Source organism: Leptotrichia sp. oral taxon 498, from assembly GCF_002240055.1.
Taxonomy (GTDB): Bacteria; Fusobacteriota; Fusobacteriia; order Fusobacteriales; family Leptotrichiaceae; genus Leptotrichia; species Leptotrichia rugosa.
The window spans coordinates 1,132,322-1,147,657 of record NZ_CP016753.1 but is presented as its reverse complement, the minus strand read 5'-3'; the positions used below and the strand labels follow the sequence as shown (position 1 = coordinate 1,147,657).

The window sequence follows — 15,336 nt, the reverse complement described above, 5'->3', positions numbered from 1 at the left end:
TATTTAAAAATTTTCTAAGAAGTTTGATAGCTTTACACTACCCTTATTCTTTTAGGTGTGTTCAGCTCACCTCTATTGTATAGGACGCTTAAGTCCACAACTTTACTTTTTCTTAATATGTTTAATGCTCCATTACAGTCTGCATTTAATTGATAGCCTTTACTTGTTTGATATAGTCCTCTTTTTATTCTTTTTCCACTGAATATATATTCTTTTTGATTTTCTTTATCATATATCGGAATTTCATCTCCATCAAAGAAACTTGCTTTTGATGTATAACTTTCTTCTTGCAGTTTAAATTCTATTCCATATAGTTTACATAGATATATTAATTTATCTCTTAATTTTCCATATGGTATATTTACAAAGTTCTGATTATTTATGCTTCCTATATTTGAATTTCTTTGAAAATTCTCGTTATATCCCAGAACTATTTTTCCTATATCATTATTAAGACAATAATTTATAATTATTCTTGCTGCTTTTGAAAGATAATCTTCTATGCGATTATTTCTCCTTCTAGCTATTCTCTTTTGCCTTAATGTTGTCCGCTTAATCTTTTGCTTATCTTTTATGCTTTGCAATTTTGCATTTGTCTTGTTATAGTATTGATTAATAGATTTTAATTTTCTACCATCTATTAGGAATGATGCTCCATTATTAGTTACACAAGTACAAAGATTATCTATACCTAAATCTATTCCTAGTCCATTTTCTTTATTTAATTCCCTTTGAACTTCTTCTACCTCATAAGTATATTGAATTTCAAAGTACCTAGAATGTTGTTTTGGCATTATTCTAATCTCTTTTATCTTCTTGCCTTTTAATACTGGTGGCAGTTTTATTGCGATTTCCTTATGTGTCTTTCTAAATGAATTTGAATAAGGAACTATCAGCATACCATCTTTTAATCTAACAAAACCTATAACAAGAGTTGTAAAACTATCTTTAGCAAGATATTTAGGTAATTTTATTTTTTTATTATCATATTGACCATTCTTAGCAAGTTTTAAAAGCCCAAAAAATGATTTAAAACTTCCATCTGCTTCTTTTAGAATTTGTTGAGCCATATTAGAATTTAACTTCTTATAGTTCTCACTATTTTTAAGCATTTTATAGTTTTCATTATAACTTAAATACTTTTTCTTGTTAAAATAATACTGTCTAATATTATATATAGCTTCATTAGTTAAGTTCTTGGCTATATGAGATAAATATTTTAAATTCCTAAACTCCTTTTTGCTAAGATGTTTTACCTGTTGTTTTAATGTTAAATACATATATAATCACCTCCTTTTCATCAGAGATATTATACCATGCATTCTACATTTTATCTGTCAAAAAAGTAATATCTTTTATTTATTTTTAAATATTTTTAAAGTTTTTAAAACCCCACAACAGTGGGAAGCGTCGTTCACATAAGTGCGCTACTACTTATGCAGTTCTCCTAATATTTTCACTCCTTAACAAGTTAAGGAGAAAAGAATATCTTGAACTTCTTGTTATCTCTAACAAGCACAGACTATATCTTATCCATATCTTATATTCATAACAATTATATTTGTTACTACCTAAGATTTAGGCGAAACCACTTCCAATACCAATCGCTTGTATTGTACTCCCCTCACGAGGGATAGTCGTTGAACTTTCCTTTTCAGGATTAGCTGCTGATTGTCTATTGTATACCTTTCTATATGGCTCAGTGTTTAGGATTTAACCTTGCACCATCTAGTATATTTTTTCTGCTTTCGCCACCATCACACTTATACCATATATTCTCACTTAGGTATTATGTTGTGGTTATACTAGCTTTAAGAGTTCCCAGCAGTTCAGTTTCTTTGTTGCACGGTTTTTGCTCCGTGTCTACATACAAGTTTCCCTATATGCTTACTAAAATTTTCGTGCAATTCATCTCACTCCTTGCGTCGCGAGTGTTCTTGCACTATTTAATAAAAAACATTCCATCAAAGCCCCAATTTCATCTCCATACAACTTTTTATGTCCAAAAATTCTTGCAGGAATAACTTTTGTCCTATTTATGACAAGCACATCACCTTTTTTCAAATAATCAATTATATTAAAAAAATGTCTGTGTTCAAGCGTTTTTTCTTTTTTATCTAATACTAAAAGTTTGGAACTGTCTCTAGGTTCCATTGCTTTTTGTGCAATTAATTCCTTTGGCAATTCAAAATCAAAATCTGATATTTTCACTCTTTTCTCCTTTTTATTTTTAAATTTTTTATGAATTAAAAAAGATGGCAGAAACTAAAAAAGTCTCTGCCAAAAAAAATTATAAACTACCTATTACAAATGTCTTGTAAGTATCGACTCTGTTGTACCAGCCTTGTAACCATCTGCTTTCATTTCTTGGTGCATTTTTTACTCTTCTTTGTAGTACATATTTTGCAGAATTACTAAATTCTACTAAAGCACTTTGACCTGTAGCCGTTCCTTTCATATTTTCCAGTACTTGTCTTAGTCCCCAAGCAACATTATTGTATGAAGAAACGCCTGACAATCCCTCTCCTTTAAAATTGACATAATCTATTAGAGCATAAAGTCCGTTGGGGGTTTCCACCATTCTATTAAATTGATTTTTTAAATTTTCTTTGTTTGATGATGCATTTAACATTTTTCCTAATGAGGATTTTAATCTTTCATAAATAAACATCACTTGAATATCTCTTGTATTATCAAAAAAAGAAATTAATTCTTGAATATCTTTATCTCCTCTGGATTTTTTGCTCATAAGTTCAGATTTACTTTCCCAAGGTGAAAATCTATTTTCTGCTAAAATTTTCGGCAATTTAATACCTTTGCTTCTAAAATAAGCAACCATATCAGGAAGGCTGTCTCCAAATCCACTTCTTCCACCACTAGCTTTAAACCAAGTAAAATGACCTATTCCAAGCGAAGGAAAATTTTCTCCATCATTCCAGTCAACTAAATTACTTACCGAACCGCCTGTTTCATTTTGAAAAATTTTGTTTGCAACTGACAGCAATTGCTCTCTAGTCAATTTTAATTCAGGCATTCCATCTTGAGATTTTCCATTTGTAGTAGAAATAAATTCTGTGGTGCTTGGTTTTGTATAACTTCCAGTCTGTTGCATATTTTTTACGCTGCTATTTACATTTAAATTGATACTTTGATTATTATATTGATTTTTTATTAAATTTTCTAATTGAGAATTTCCACTTGCAGATTTTACTTGTCCTCCAAACGCTGATACTGATAATGTAAGTCCTAATAATAAGATTCCTGCTGTTTTTATGATTTTCCTGTCACTAATCATTAACTCATCTCCTCTTTTTTATTTTTTCAATTTAATTTTTTTGAAACTGTTTTTTTATCACAAGATAAATGGCTTGTTTCTAAACCAAAATATTTATGAATTTTTCTGTCCAATTATAACTCTATTGTTTCCATTTAAGTCTTCAATGATTTCAATATTTCTAAATCCAAATTTCTCCATAATTTCTTTCACTTTATAGCCTTGCCTAAATCCAATTTCAAAAAGTAAAAATCCATTTTCTGCCAAATAATCTTTAGCTCTACTAGAAATTTCCAAATAAAAATATAATCCATCATTTTCTGCAAAAAGTGCTTCGCTCGGTTCGTGTAAAGTGTCATCAGACATTATTCCCATTTCACCTAAAGAAATATACGGCGGATTTGACACAATCATGTCAAAACTATTGAATTCGACATTTTCAAACAAATCCGATTTTATAAATTTTATGTTTTTTGAATTCAGCATTTTTTTATTTTTTTCAGATGTTTCCAATGCTTTTTCCGATATATCTACACCTAAAACATAACTATTTTCGATTTCTAACGCTATTGTTATTCCTATTATACCACTTCCACAGCCAATATCAAGTATTTTTTTTGAATTTTTATTTTCTTTTCCATTTTTTTTTAAAATTTCAATGGCTTTTTGAACCAAAACTTCAGTATCCTGACGTGGAATTAATACACCCTTATCCACATAAAATTTTCTTCCATAAAATTCTTGTTCATTTAAAAGATATTGTATCGGAAAATTTTCTTTCCCAACTTTTGAAATAAATTTTCTTAATTTATCTTTTTTTTCTTTAGATATTTTCTCATTATACTTCGTAAAAAGCATCATTCTCTCAATTTCCAAAACGCTTGAAAATATAATTTCCGCTTTTAGCTTAGCTTCATTCACATGATTTTTTTTTAAAAAATCAACACTTTTAACAAGTAAACTTTTTAAACTATCGTCATCTTTAACTTCAATTGAACTCGAAATATCTTTATTTCTTTTTAATGCATCAGTCAATTTTTCTTTTATTTTATTAATTTCAAACTGCGAAAGTTCCTTTTCAAAATTTGCATAAAGCATTATTCTTGGCATTTTCAATACTTCTGAAAAAATACTTTCGACCTTTAATCTTGCATCTTTTATGCGTTTTTTTTTCAAATACTCAACAGATTTATTTAATATATCAAGCAATTTATTCATTATCACCAACAGCTTTAAGCATTTCAGCCTGGTCATAAGCAATCAGTGCATCAATCATTTCGTCCAAATCTCCGTCCAAAACTGCTTCAAGTCTATGCAAAGTCAATTTAATTCTATGATCTGTAACTCTTCCTTGTGGAAAATTATAAGTTCTAATTTTTTCAGATCTATCACCGCTTCCCACCTGAGATCTTCTTTCATTTTCCACTTCTTTTCTCTGTTTTTCATATTCCATTTCATAAAGTTTTGAAGCCAGCACTTTCATCGCAGCTTCTTTATTTTTAATTTGTGAACGCCCATCTTGGGAAGTAACAACAAGCCCTGTCGGCAAATGTGTAATTCTAACCGCTGAATCTGTAGTGTTTACATGTTGTCCACCCGCTCCACTCGATCTATAAGTATCAATTTTTAAATCACTTGGATTAATTTCAACTTCGCTCACATCATCAATTTCAGGAAGCACTGCAACTGTAATTGTTGAAGTATGAACCCTTCCAGAAGACTCAGTCGCAGGAACTCTTTGAACTCTGTGAACCCCACTTTCAAATTTTAATCTCGAATAAGCTCCATGCCCCTTAATAAGAAAAGTCACTTCTTTTAGTCCACCAACTCCAATTTCACTTTTATCAATAATTTCTGTTTTCCAACGATTTCTCTCAGCATATCTTATAAACATTCTAAATATATCATAAGCAAAAAGTGCAGCTTCATCTCCACCCGCACCTGCTCTAATTTCCATAATAACGTTTTTGTCATCATTAGGATCTTTAGGTAATAAAAGTACTTTCAATTCCTCTTCTAATATAGGAATCTTTTCTTCAATCAAATGAATTTCTTCCAACATCATTTCTTTCATCTCGTGATCTTTTTCTGTTTTCAAATCTTCTTTAAGATTTTCCATTTCTTCTTTTTGCTCTTTATAATAAGTATATTTTTGAACCACTTCATCAATACTGTTCAAAGCCTTATTATATTCCATAATTTTTTTAGGATCACTAGTAACTTCGGGACTCATAAGTAAATCCGTAAGTTCTTTATGTTTTAAAACAACATCATCTAATTTTTGAAACATATTTATTTTTCACTCCTATTTTTTCTCTTTTTCTACTTCCAACAATTTTTATTATAACATATCTTTCTTAGTTTTTCAATAAAAAATGGCGTCCCCGGCTGGGCTCGAACCAGCGGCCCTCTGATTAACAGTCAGATGCTCTAACCAGCTGAGCTACGGAGACGCAGAAAAAGAAAAGTTTGGCGACTGCCCATTTTCCCTGGCACATGCCAAGTATCGTAGGCGCAAGCAGACTTAACTGCCGGGTTCGGGATGTCACCGGGTGTATCCCTGCCGCAATGGTCACCAAACAAGAATGGATGTAAAGGGCAATGGGAAATAAATAGCAGGCAAGCAAAAGATTAAAAAAGCCCAAGTAATATTAGTACTGGTCAACTGAACGCATTGCTGCGCTTACATCCCCAGCCTATCGACCACATGTTCTCTGTGGATACTGCGAGCACTCATCTCAAAGCCGGCTTCTCGCTTAGATGCTTTCAGCGATTATCCTGGCCAGACGTGACTACTCAGCCGTGCCACTGGCGTGACAGCTGATACATCAGAGGTCTGTCCAACCCGGTCCTCTCGTACTAAGGTCAGATCTTTTCAGTGCTCAAGCGCCTGCAGTGGATAGGGACCGAACTGTCTCACGACGTTCTGAACCCAGCTCGCGTGCCTCTTTAATGGGCGAACAGCCCAACCCTTGGGACCTTCTCCAGCCCCAGGATGAGACGAGCCGACATCGAGGTGCCAAACACTTCCGTCGATATGGACTCTTGGGAAGTATCAGCCTGTTATCCCCGGGGTAGCTTTTATCCGTTGAGCGACGGCCCTTCCATGAGGGACCGCCGGATCACTAACTCCTACTTTCGTACCTGCTCGACCCGTCGGTCTTGCAGTCAAGCTCCCTTATGCGTTTGCACTCGAAGGCTGATTTCCATCCAGCCCGAGGGAACCTTTGAACGCCTCCGTTACTCTTTTGGAGGCGACCGCCCCAGTCAAACTGCCCGCCTAGCACTGTCTCCGCGAGCGGATTAGAATTCCGGCAGCATATGGTTGGTATTCCAACAGCGACTCGGAAGAGGCTGGCGCCTCAACTTCGCAGTCTCCCAACTATCCTATACACACATTGCCAGAACCCAATGCCAGGCTGCAGTGAAGCTCCACGGGGTCTTTCCGTCCTACTGCAGGTAGCCGGTATCTTCACCGGCATTACAACTTCACCAGGTCTCCAGCCAAGACAGCTCTCAAATCATTTCACCATTCGTGCAGGTCGGAACTTACCCGACAAGGAATTTCGCTACCTTAGGACCGTTATAGTTACGGCCGCCGTTCACCGGGGCTTCAAATCGGAGCTCTCACTCCTCCTCTTAACCTTCCGGCACTGGGCAGGTGTCAGCCCATATACGTCGCCTTCCAGCTTAGCATAGACCTGTGTTTTTGGTAAACAGTTGCTTGAGACTCTTCACTGCGGCCTGTTTCCCCTTGAGGCGCTTCTCCCCTCAGGTATGTCAGGCACCCCTTCTCCCGAAGTTACGGGGCTATTTTGCAGAGTTCCTTAGCTAGAGTTATCCTGTCGGCCTTAAGTTTCTCACTCTGTCCACCTGTGTCGGTTTAGGGTACGGGCGCTGTCCAGTCTCGCTAGAAGTTTTTCTTGGCAGTGTAGGATCTGTGACTTGTGCAGGAGCACTTGCCCATAGGGTCTCACCTTTAGGCACGCGGATTTTCCTGCGTGCCCAGGCTACGCCTTTAGAAAGGCTATTCCGTCAGCCTTCTCACATACCTTGCTGCGTCACTCCGTCACTCAGGCGACTGACAGCGGTACAGGAATATTAACCTGTTTCCCATTCGCAATCACATCTCTGCTTACGCTTAGGTCCCGACTTCCCCGGGGCGGACAAACCTTCCCCCGGAAACCTTGGACTTCCGGCCGGAGGGATTCTCGCCCTCCTTCTCGCTACTCATTCCTGCATTCTCGCTTCTGATGTCTCCAGCAGGCCTTCCGGCCAGCCTTCGCAGACCTACAGAACGCTCTCCTACCAAGCGGTATGGCCGCTTCCACAGCTTCGGTTTATGTCTTCAGCCCCGTTACATCTTCGGCGCAGATACTCTCGACCAGTGAGCTATTACGCACTCTTTCAAGGCATGGCTGCTTCTAAGCCAACCTCCTGGTTGTCTGTGAATATCCACCTCCTTTCCCACTTAGACATAATTTGGGACCTTAGCTGGTGGTCTGGGCTGTTCCCCTCTCGTCCACGGACCTTGTCATCCACGGACTCACTCCGAATCAGTAATAAATGGTATTCGCAGTTTGCTTGATTTCGGTAAGCAGTACGCCCCCTAGATCATACAGTGCTCTACCCCCAGTTATCTAAGATTCAGGCTGCACCTAAATGCATTTCGGAGAGAACGGGCTATTTCCTAGTTCGATTGGCTTTTCACCCCTAGACCTATCTCATCTCCCAACTTTTCAACGGCGGTGAGTTCGGCCCTCCACTGAGTCTTACCTCAGCTTCAGCCTGGACAGGCCTAGATCACTAGGTTTCGCGTCTATGACCAGCGACTTAGCCGCCCTGTTAAGACTCGGTTTCCCTTCGGCTTCATTAATTAGCCTTGCCACTGATCATAACTCGCAGGATGATTAACCAAAATCCACGCAGTCACCCCGAAGGGCTCCTACCGTTTGTAAGCACACGGTTTCAAATTCTATTTCACTCCCTTGCACAGGGTTCTTTTCACCTTTCCCTCACGGTACTCTTCACTATCGGTCAATAACAGTATTTAGCCTTGCGTGATATGGTCCACGCTGATTCACGCCAAGTTCCTCGTGCTTGACGCTACTCGGGAGTTTCAAGTCATGGCTCAGCATTTACGTGTACAGGACTGTCACCTTCTACGGTTCAGCTTTCCAGCTGATTCTACTTGCTGCCAGGCCACTTAGACATTATGGCGTCAGTCGTATGAAATCCCACAACCCCGCGCCGGCAACGCTGCCAGCTTGGCACCGGCACGGTTTAGGCTTCTCCCCGTTCGCTCGCCGCTACTCAGGGAATCGTTTTTACTTTCTTTTCCTCCTGCTACTTAGATGTTTCAGTTCGCAGGCTTACCACTCTCGTGCATACTCTTCAAGCATGCGGGTTGCCCCATTCGGAGATTCAGGCGTCATTGATTATGTGCATCTCGGCCTGACTTATCGCAGCTTATCGCGTCCTTCTTCGGCTGTTATTGCCCAGGCATCCTCCGTGTGCTCTTAATTAGCTTTTTTTATCAAACAGAATAATCTATTTTGTTGTAATCTTTTACCTACTATTCATTTCCCATTGTCCTTAAAATTGGTGGAGATAAGCGGGTTCGAACCGCTGACCTCTGCCTTGCAAGGGCAGCGCTCTCCCAACTGAGCTATATCCCCAAAAAGTAATGGTGGGCATGGCTGGACTCGAACCAGCGACCCCTGCGTTATCAGCACAGTGCTCTAACCACCTGAGCTACACGCCCAAATCAAAAGAAGAAGTGCAGGAAAACATGCTCCTTAGAAAGGAGGTGATCCATCCGCACCTTCCGGTACGGATACCTTGTTACGACTTCACCCCAATCACTGTCCACACCTTAGATGCCTTCTTCCGAAAGGTTAGACCGGCAGCTTCAGGTGCAGACAACTCTCGTGGTGTGACGGGCGGTGTGTACAAGACCCGAGAACGTATTCACCGCGGCATTGCTGATCCGCGATTACTAGCGATTCCAACTTCATGAAGCCGAGTTGCAGGCTTCAATCCGAACTTGGACTGGCTTTAGAGGTTGGCTTGGCATTGCTGCGTCGCATCTCTCTGTACCAGCCATTGTAGCACGTGTGTAGCCCAGATCATAAGGGGCATGATGACTTGACGTCATCCCCACCTTCCTCCTGCTCTTCGCAGGCAGTCTCGCTAGAGTCCCCAACCTGATGATGGCAACTAGCGATAGGGGTTGCGCTCGTTGCGGGACTTAACCCAACATCTCACGACACGAGCTGTCGACAGCCATGCACCACCTGTCACTCGGCTCCCGAGGGCACAGCGGCGTCTCCGCCGCCTTCCGAGGATGTCAAGATCTGGTAAGGTTCCTCGCGTTGCGTCGAATTAAACCACATGCTCCACCGCTTGTGCGGGTCCCCGTCAATTCCTTTGAGTTTCAGCCTTGCGGCCGTACTCCCCAGGCGGATTACTTATCGCATTAGCTTCGGCACGGACACTCTTCATGCCCACACCCAGTAATCATCGTTTACAGCTAGGACTACCAGGGTATCTAATCCTGTTCGCTCCCCTAGCTTTCGCACTTCAGCGTCAGTTGCCGTCCAGTGAACTATCTTCATCATCGGCATTCCTGCACATATCTACGAATTTCACCTCTACTCGTGCAGTTCCGTCCACCTCTCCAGCACTCAAGCCGGGTAGTTTCCAAGGCAGGCTGCTGGTTGAGCCAGCAGTTTTCACCCCGGACTTACCCGGCCGCCTAGATGCCCTTTATGCCCAATAATTCCGGATAACGCTCGCGACATACGTATTACCGCGGCTGCTGGCACGTATTTAGCCGTCGCTTCTTCTGCAGGTACAGTCACTTCCTTCCTCCCTGCTGAAAGCACTTTACGATCCGAAAACCTTCTTCGTGCACACAGAATTGCTGGATCAGGGTTGCCCCCATTGTCCAATATTCCCCACTGCTGCCTCCCGTAGGAGTAAGGGCCGTATCTCAGTCCCCTTGTGGCCGTCCACCCTCTCAGGCCGGCTACCTATCATCGCCTTGGTAAGCCGTCACCTTACCAACCAGCTAATAGGACGCAAAGCTCTCGGACGGCATCCCTTTTCATGGGCCAGCCATGCGGCCAGCCCACAGTATCCGGTCTTGCCAGCCGTTTCCAGCTGTTATCCCGGTCCATCCGGCAAGTTCTTTACGCGTTACTCACCCGTCCGCCATGGTTGCCACGGCGCAAGCGCCGCTTCCCCATCGACTTGCATGTGTTAAGCATTCTGTCAGCGTTCATCCTGAGCCAGGATCAAACTCTTCATTCAACATTATATTTCACCTTATTGTTCCTTGACGAGGCCTATTGCTAAGCCTTGACTTCTATTTTCTTATCTATCACTCTGCTTTTTCTTCTTCTCTTTCCATTGTCCTTCCGCCGACCTTTTCCCAATCGACGGAATATATTATATCAAAAAAAATTTCCGTTGTCAACTCTTTTTTTAAAAAAATTTTTTAAATTGGGAATAACATATAATCAAGTGTAACATTAAAATGTATAAAAAAAACTTGTAAAATCAACAACTGACTTCACAAGATATTTTTTATTTTTTATTTTTTAACTGTTTCGCCAAGAGTCTGTTATGCTCTTTTACAACTTCATTAAATGTTGCTACTACGTTTTCTGGTGTCCCTTCTTCTGTTTGCGCATAAAATCCATCACTTACTGATGAGTAAGTTGCTTTTTCTTTTTTCTTAATCCTTGTTATAAATCTATTTGCAGAATCTTTAAAAATCTTGGCTTTTGTGATGAATACATTATGGTCGTTTAAGTCAAACCCTTCTTTTTTCATCTGTTTTCCATTTTTTACACTTTTTTCAAGCTTTAATAGTGACTTGTCGATTTTATCAAATATTTTTTTTAAATCTTTATCATTTCCTTTAATTGTAAAATTGCTTGCATCTAATTTTTGCCTACGAATTTCATTTATAAAATCTTCTCCACTATCTATATAAACTAACTGCCTATATGTAATGAAAAATTTTCTTTTGTCATAATCTTTTTCCATCAAATTTTTTACTTCTTTTGATTTTTTCTCAAAGGCTTCTTTATAAGCTTTCGCAACACTATTGTATTTTTCAAGGTTATCTAATAATTGTCCATGTAAATTTTCTCCCAATGAAAAATTATCTTTTAGATATTGTTTATTTTTATAATAATTTTTCATACTTTCACTTATAGGCAACATCTTTTCTAATACTGGTAACATAGCTATTGCTTTTTTATCCAAATCATCTTTTTTATCATTACTTTCTTCTAAAGTTTTTAATTTATTTATAAACTCCTGATCTATTGGAATATTTAACTCTATATCTTCTGACTGCGACCTGTCAATTGTTCGTTCCATTCCTGCATCTTCAAAATAATATAGCAATCCTTTGTCTATACTCAAGATTCTATTATAAAATCTTATATGTTTGTTATATTTTACTTTATTAGTTTCAAGCAGTACTTGTTCTTTCGTTTTGACATTTTTTTGGACTTTTTCCACTTTTACAAATTTTGTCATTATTACTAAACTAAGCATAACAAGTATAAGTAAGCCTATTTTTTTCATTAATTTTTATACCGTCCTTTTTTTTATTCTTAAAATTTCTCTCGCTTTTCAATTATAATAATTTTTAAAGACCATGTCAAGCAAATGAAAAAATAATATATTTGATTATTTGTAAATTTTAGTATATAATATAGCAAATGAAAAAAATTTTTTTGAGGTGATTATAAAATGAAAAAACTAACATTGTTATTCATGGCATTGCTTATGTTTAACTTGTCATTTGCGAAACAAAAAGAAAAAGTGGATACAACTTTTACATTTACAAACTTTGATGCCAAATCAGAAAGTGGTATAACTCCGTTAAAAAGAACAAAAATTTTAGGAAAATCAAGAGTTGAATATTTTGCATTCACAGGTAAAAAATCAGATGTTGTCAGACAGATGAATAAATCAATGGAAAAATTTATTCAAGAATTTAAATCAACTAAAGACAAAACCTATACTGTTACTTCAAGAGTAACTGGAAATAATGGTTATTTTGTGAGTGTTGCTTTTGATGCAGTTGAAAAAAATTCAAAAGTCGGAATGTTGTCTAAAGAAACTGATGGTATTTCGTTCAATGTCAAAAGTGGTAAGCCATTATTGTTAAAAGATTTATTTTTTCCTGGTTATGAAAAAGAATTGGAAAATTTGATTACTGGTAAATTTGCAGAATTAGGATTGCAAAAATCAGATGAAACAAGATTTAAAGGAGTTTCTAAAAAAACAAATTTTTATCTAGAAGATGATGCTCTAATTTTAGTTTATAACAAAAATTTAGGAACTAATTTTGCCGATGGACAAGCATTTATTCCATTTTTATTTAAAGATCTAATAGGTCTTCTTAACATTCAGCAATAACTATAAAAACCTAAAATAAAAAGAACTGTCAATAAACTTATTGACAGTTTTATTTTTTTATTTAGTTGATTTTTCAATAATCGCTTCTCTTTTATATGTGTCAATTTTTACATTTGCTCCAATAGGAATCGTAATAAATGGTCTTACATGCCCTGATTTTAACCCTTTGATTATTGGAATGTTAAGTTTTCCAAAATTGTCGTAAAAAACTTCATCTATGCTCATATCAGTTGGATCAGCCTTTTTAGGATTTCTAAAATCTCCTATTATTATCCCTTTTAGATTTTTAAATTTTCCAGCTAACCTAAGCTGCTGTAGCATTCTATCTACACGATAGCTATCTTCATTCACTTCTTCCAAAAATAAAACCTTGCCATCTGTATTTATTTCGTAGTCGGTTCCCAAAGTCGCAACAATTAACGACAAATTTCCACCTGTTATTCTTCCACTGCCACGCCCACTTTTCATAATTGTATAACTGTTGTCAAAATCCAATAAATTATACGAAGAATTGCTCATAAATGCTTTATTAAATGAATTTTCTGTTGTTGATGGAATTTCTTTTAAATTATCCGCCATCGGTCCGTGAAAAGTTACAAGTCCTGTTTTTTCATTAATTGCAAGTAATAAAGTTGTGATGTCACTAAATCCAGAAATAATTTTAGGATTTTTTTTAATTACATCATAATTTAACTTATCAATAAATCTGATCGCTCCATATCCTCCTCTAATTGCAAAAATCGCATTAATTCTAGGATTTGCAAACATATCATTTATATCTTTTGCTCTCACAGCGTCATTCCCTCCAAATCCATACCACTTTGAATCAAATGATCTTCCAAAAACTATATTAAAGCCTCTATTTCTTAAATATTCAACTTCATACATTGCATTATCTCCTTTATAATTAGCAGGCGCAACTAATCCTATTGTATCACCAGGTTTTAACCCTTTCGGAATAATGACTTCATTACTTTCAACAGTAAATGCACATACACTAAATAATAAATTCATAAAAAAAAATAACAATTTATTTTTCACTTTCAAAACTCTTCCTCCATTTATTAAATTTTTTTCATATTTGCAAAATTAATTACAAACTATAAAAAAAGTATAACATAAAAAATTGATTATCACAATAAAAGAAAAATTAAAAATATGAAAGTTATTTTTTCTTGACTTATTTTAAAATATGTTATACCATTTTAAAAAGAATAAAATAATAATTAAAATAATAATTTTTTTTAAGAAAGAAAGAAAAGAAAAAAAATATGAAAAAAAACATAAAAATAATTTACCAATACGATGGAAGTAAATTTTCTGGTTTTCAAAGACAAAAATTACAAAAAACTGTGCAAGGAGAAATTGAAAAGATTATAAAAAATACTTTTTCTCAAGAAATAAATATGATTTCATCGGGGCGGACAGATAAAGGCGTTCACGCTTATGAGCAAGTATCGAATTTTTTTATTGACAAAAATATACCGATTGAGCCAATAAAAAGACAGCTTAATAAAAGTTTAAAAGGCGAGATAAAAATTTTAGCAATAAACGAGGTTTCTGATACATTTAATGCTCGATTTGATGCAAAAAGTCGTACTTATCTCTACATTATGAAACTAGAAGATAAAATTACACCGTTTGAGAGTTCTTATGTCACGCCGATTACAAAATCAATTGAAATAAAAAAGTTTCAAAAAATTATGGATGAATTTATTGGAATTCATAATTTCAGCAGTTTTATGAAAAAAGATAAGGCGTATAGAAATCCTGTGAGAGAAATTTTTTACATAAAATGTTACTCTGAAAATGATGCAATAAAAATTGAGATTTGTGGAAATGGATTTTTGAAAACAATGGTTAGAATAATGATTGGCTCAGCGCTTTCTATTTATTTTGGAAAAGAAAATATTGACTATATAAAAAAAAGACTTGAAAATCCAGATGAAAACTGTAAAAAAATATTGTCTCGTTCTGAAGGACTATATTTATATAAAGTTAATTATTAAAATTTTAAATTATAACTTAATTCAATCGAATAAATTAAATTAAATTAAAAAGAGAAGAAAAGATAAAATAAGATAAGATAGAAAAGAAAATTAAAGTAAAAAAGAAAGGAAGGAAGGTTTATGGAAAACTATAAAATAAAAGTTTTAGATGCGAAAAAAGATTCAGATTTGCTGTTTAAAATAGTAGAACACGAAAATGAAGTATTTGGAGAAGCGACGGTTGGAAATTGGAATATAAAGCCATTTGCAAAATATGGAAAAGTTTTTGTTGCGATGACAGATGATGAAAAGGAAGAACTTATCTCAGTAATCGAAGTTCTTAGCAGTTTTGACAAAGAATTAGCTTACATCTACGGAGTTTCTACAGTTCCAAAATTTGAAAAAAAAGGCTACGCAACGAAACTTTTGGAATATACAATTCAATATTTAAAAAAAATAGGAATTAAAAAATTTGAACTAACCGTTGATATTGACAATTTTGCCGCACAAAAAATCTATAAAAAATTAAATTTTAAAATTGTGGAAAATTTGGAAAATGAATATGGAGACAATGTAAAAAGATATTTGATGAGATGTATTGAAAAAAATTAAAAAAAAGCTATTAATAAG

General features: G+C 36.1%; 9 protein-coding genes, 3 tRNA genes, 3 rRNA genes and 1 pseudogene. 3 read left to right on the top strand and 13 right to left on the bottom strand.

Annotated elements, in window-relative coordinates; genetic code table 11:
* Positions 1–32: 32 nt before the first annotated feature.
* The 12 genes and pseudogenes from BCB68_RS05730 to BCB68_RS05670 all read right to left on the bottom strand — a co-directional run bounded on the left by BCB68_RS05730 (position 33) and on the right by BCB68_RS05670 (position 11,878).
* Entirely contained in the window at positions 33–1,280 is a 1,248-nt protein-coding gene (locus tag BCB68_RS05730) for an RNA-guided endonuclease InsQ/TnpB family protein (RefSeq protein WP_094079904.1), read from the bottom strand.
* A 667-nt stretch (positions 1,281–1,947) separates the two neighbouring features.
* Positions 1,948–2,211 (bottom strand): annotated as a pseudogene (locus BCB68_RS11050) (S-adenosylmethionine:tRNA ribosyltransferase-isomerase); the annotation flags it as partial.
* Positions 2,212–2,290: 79 nt separating this feature from the next.
* Positions 2,291–3,295: a hypothetical protein gene (locus BCB68_RS05715; protein ID WP_094079902.1), complete on the bottom strand. Its 1,005-nt coding sequence runs from the start codon at positions 3,293–3,295 to the stop codon at positions 2,291–2,293.
* A gap of 93 nt (positions 3,296–3,388) precedes the next feature.
* Complete coding sequence (prmC, locus tag BCB68_RS05710) at positions 3,389–4,492, bottom strand: peptide chain release factor N(5)-glutamine methyltransferase (protein ID WP_094079901.1); 1,104 nt, start codon at positions 4,490–4,492, stop codon at positions 3,389–3,391.
* Entirely contained in the window at positions 4,485–5,564 is a 1,080-nt protein-coding gene (gene prfA / locus BCB68_RS05705; protein ID WP_094079900.1) for a peptide chain release factor 1, read from the bottom strand. The genes prmC and prfA overlap by 8 nt, the downstream gene beginning before the upstream one ends.
* A gap of 86 nt (positions 5,565–5,650) precedes the next feature.
* Positions 5,651–5,727: transfer RNA gene (locus BCB68_RS05700), tRNA-Asn, on the bottom strand.
* A gap of 14 nt (positions 5,728–5,741) precedes the next feature.
* Positions 5,742–5,854: ribosomal RNA gene (gene rrf, locus BCB68_RS05695) — 5S ribosomal RNA — on the bottom strand.
* A gap of 51 nt (positions 5,855–5,905) precedes the next feature.
* Positions 5,906–8,808 (bottom strand): 23S ribosomal RNA (locus BCB68_RS05690).
* Positions 8,809–8,876: 68 nt separating this feature from the next.
* Positions 8,877–8,952: transfer RNA gene (locus BCB68_RS05685), tRNA-Ala, on the bottom strand.
* Between the two features lie 9 nt (positions 8,953–8,961).
* Positions 8,962–9,038, bottom strand: a tRNA-Ile gene (locus tag BCB68_RS05680).
* A 38-nt stretch (positions 9,039–9,076) separates the two neighbouring features.
* Positions 9,077–10,588 (bottom strand): 16S ribosomal RNA (locus BCB68_RS05675).
* The 16S, 23S and 5S rRNA genes sit together here with 3 tRNA genes alongside, the layout of an rRNA operon.
* A gap of 276 nt (positions 10,589–10,864) precedes the next feature.
* On the bottom strand, positions 10,865–11,878 hold the full coding sequence (locus BCB68_RS05670) for a DUF3829 domain-containing protein (protein ID WP_094079899.1): 1,014 nt from the start codon (positions 11,876–11,878) through the stop codon (positions 10,865–10,867).
* Positions 11,879–12,046: 168 nt separating this feature from the next.
* On the opposite strand from BCB68_RS05670, the gene BCB68_RS05665 reads away from it, so the two are divergent.
* Entirely contained in the window at positions 12,047–12,718 is a 672-nt protein-coding gene (locus BCB68_RS05665) for a DUF3298 domain-containing protein (protein WP_094079898.1), read from the top strand.
* Between the two features lie 57 nt (positions 12,719–12,775).
* Here the strand turns inward: BCB68_RS05665 and BCB68_RS05660 are convergent, their stop codons facing one another.
* On the bottom strand, positions 12,776–13,759 hold the full coding sequence (locus tag BCB68_RS05660) for a S66 peptidase family protein (protein ID WP_237048724.1): 984 nt from the start codon (positions 13,757–13,759) through the stop codon (positions 12,776–12,778).
* Positions 13,760–13,989: 230 nt separating this feature from the next.
* Between BCB68_RS05660 and truA the strand changes: the two genes are divergently transcribed.
* Together truA and BCB68_RS05650 are read left to right on the top strand one after the other, a co-directional pair.
* Positions 13,990–14,727 carry a tRNA pseudouridine(38-40) synthase TruA gene (gene truA / locus BCB68_RS05655; RefSeq protein ID WP_094079897.1) on the top strand — a complete coding sequence of 246 codons (738 nt, stop codon included), beginning with the start codon at positions 13,990–13,992 and terminating at the stop codon, positions 14,725–14,727.
* Positions 14,728–14,847: 120 nt separating this feature from the next.
* On the top strand, positions 14,848–15,318 hold the full coding sequence (locus BCB68_RS05650; protein ID WP_094079896.1) for a GNAT family N-acetyltransferase: 471 nt from the start codon (positions 14,848–14,850) through the stop codon (positions 15,316–15,318).
* Positions 15,319–15,336 lie beyond the last annotated feature (18 nt).